Raw genomic sequence first — 1,740 nt, 5'->3', positions numbered from 1 at the left:
GGGCGGGCGGGCAGCGGCCCGGGGCCGGCGGCCGGACGGGTATCAACTCGCGGTCCAGGCCGGTGACACTGGCGAAGTCGTCATCGGACACACTGGCTGTCCCTTCTTCGGAGGGGGTGCGCCCGGTAGCTGCCACGCGAAGGGGCGCACCTGCGGGCCCCACCTCTTGGTGGGGCCCGTGTTCGTGTTCAGTGAGGGAGGGCTGCGGCGATCTCGTGCCGTAGCTGCTCGGTGGGTGCCCAGAGGTAGAGCGCTCCGCGCGCCGGGACCGGGACGCGTAGCGCGACGATGTCGGTCAGGCGCCAGTGGATGCGGCCGGGTTCGCCCCAGTCGCTGCACGCGGAGTCGCAGTGTGCGGGGGCGGGCTGGTGGCACCCGGTCAGGCGGGCGAGTGCGAGCACGGCGCCGCGGACGCGGATGTCGGGCAGGTCGCTCGGGGTGTCGCGCATCCGTCCGGGTCCACGCGTTTCGCGGCGTGGATGAGCAGCCAGCCGGTGTAAGTGGTGATCTTGGCGCGGTTCTCGATCGTCTTGCCGAGGGGGGCGATTGCGCTCGCCCGGGGCTGCCGGACGGTCAGCCCTTGTACCGGGCCGGTGCCGATCAGGGCCTCGGCGGGGGCCCGGGCGGGTGGCGTCATGCGGCGATCTCCATCTCGGCGCGAGCCGTGCAGGCCGCGCACATGCGGGTGTCGAGCCGAACGCAGTAGTCCTGCCGGACCCGGCGCCGAACGCAGGTCTGCCGGGCCGCCATCGCCTTGTCGAGCGCCTCTTCCTGCGCCAACGTCGGTACGCGTTTCGGCACCGCCTTCTCGACGTCGTACAGCAGGGCCTTTCGGGTGCACTCCCGCAGCGGCCGGTACCGGCACGCCCGGCACCGGACGTCTCCGACAGGGCCGTGCCCGCCCGGGCTCAGGCCCATATCGCGCAGCTGCCGGCGGGTCACCAGCCCTTCGGGGGCTTCTCCCCACTCGTGGGTCGGCAGCGTCGGGCCGTCCTCCACCGGGACGAGATGAGCAGCAACACGGCGTGGCACGAGGTCTCCTCTCAGGAATAGACCGGCCACCACCCCGTGTCGGGGTGGTGGCCGGTGCGCAGGATGGAAGGGGTTGCTTTGGGGTCAGCCCGGTCATACGCTCACCACCGCGATGGCGTCCGGGGTGCCGGCGGGGGCCTCGGTGACGTACCACTCGTAGTCGGAGTCCTCGCCGCGGGCAGAGTCCGGGCGGCGGAACAGCAGCCACCTGTGCCGCAGGGCGCGGTCTGCGGTGCGGCAGCCCTCCCGGCCGCACCAGGGGAAGGCGCAGCCGGCAGGGCACAGCCCCCGTAGTCCCGGAGGGTCTGGCTCGGGTACTCCCGTGAGTAGCGGGAGAGCGCGGCGATGGCGCGGCGTCGGTCGTGGGTGAGGGCGATGGTCGGCTCGCCGTCCTCGCACGAGAAGGGCCCGGCGGCCCGGCTCGCTGCGGGTCACGGAGATGTTCAGCCCGGCGCCGATCAGTGCGGTGCCCAGACCGACAGCCCAGCCGGTCGCGCCGATCGAGGCGGTGGCCGGCGCCCACGACGCCCGGGCGGCCGAGGTGATCCAGGAGACGGCGCGGGTGGTGACGGTGCCGGGCGTGGTGCCCTTGCGGATGTCGTAGGCGATCCCGGCGGCGGCGCTGCCGAGGGTGATGGCGCAGTCGGTGCAGGTGCCGCCGGCCGCGCAGGTGGTAGCGGGGCGGTGGGTCGGGGAGCAGGGGAACCC

The 1,740-nt window shown here is 73.7% G+C and carries 3 protein-coding genes and 1 pseudogene; all 4 read right to left on the bottom strand.

The features are described 5' to 3' along the window. Positions 1-188: 188 nt before the first annotated feature. Complete coding sequence (locus FOE67_RS24830) at positions 189-449, bottom strand: hypothetical protein (RefSeq protein ID WP_182667060.1); 261 nt, start codon at positions 447-449, stop codon at positions 189-191. Beyond that, entirely contained in the window at positions 380-637 is a 258-nt protein-coding gene (locus tag FOE67_RS24825) for an ASCH domain-containing protein (protein WP_182667059.1), read from the bottom strand. The genes FOE67_RS24830 and FOE67_RS24825 overlap by 70 nt, the downstream gene beginning before the upstream one ends. Continuing rightward, positions 634-1,032 carry an RRQRL motif-containing zinc-binding protein gene (locus FOE67_RS24820; protein ID WP_182667058.1) on the bottom strand — a complete coding sequence of 133 codons (399 nt, stop codon included), beginning with the start codon at positions 1,030-1,032 and terminating at the stop codon, positions 634-636. The genes FOE67_RS24825 and FOE67_RS24820 overlap by 4 nt, the downstream gene beginning before the upstream one ends. A gap of 93 nt (positions 1,033-1,125) precedes the next feature. Further along, a pseudogene (locus tag FOE67_RS24815) lies at positions 1,126-1,740 on the bottom strand (hypothetical protein); the annotation flags it as partial.

Origin of the sequence: Streptomyces calidiresistens (assembly GCF_014141525.1) — a bacterium.
GTDB lineage: Bacteria > Actinomycetota > Actinomycetes > Streptomycetales > Streptomycetaceae > Streptomyces > Streptomyces calidiresistens.
This window is presented reverse-complemented; position numbering and strand designations above follow the sequence as displayed.

Bases quoted from the DNA above. Each gene is read 5' to 3' on its own strand.
- FOE67_RS24830 (WP_182667060.1), bottom strand. From the start codon at position 449: ATGCGCGACACCCCGAGCGACCTGCCCGACATCCGCGTCCGCGGCGCC.
- FOE67_RS24825 (WP_182667059.1), bottom strand. From the start codon at position 637: ATGACGCCACCCGCCCGGGCCCCCGCCGAGGCCCTGATCGGCACCGGC.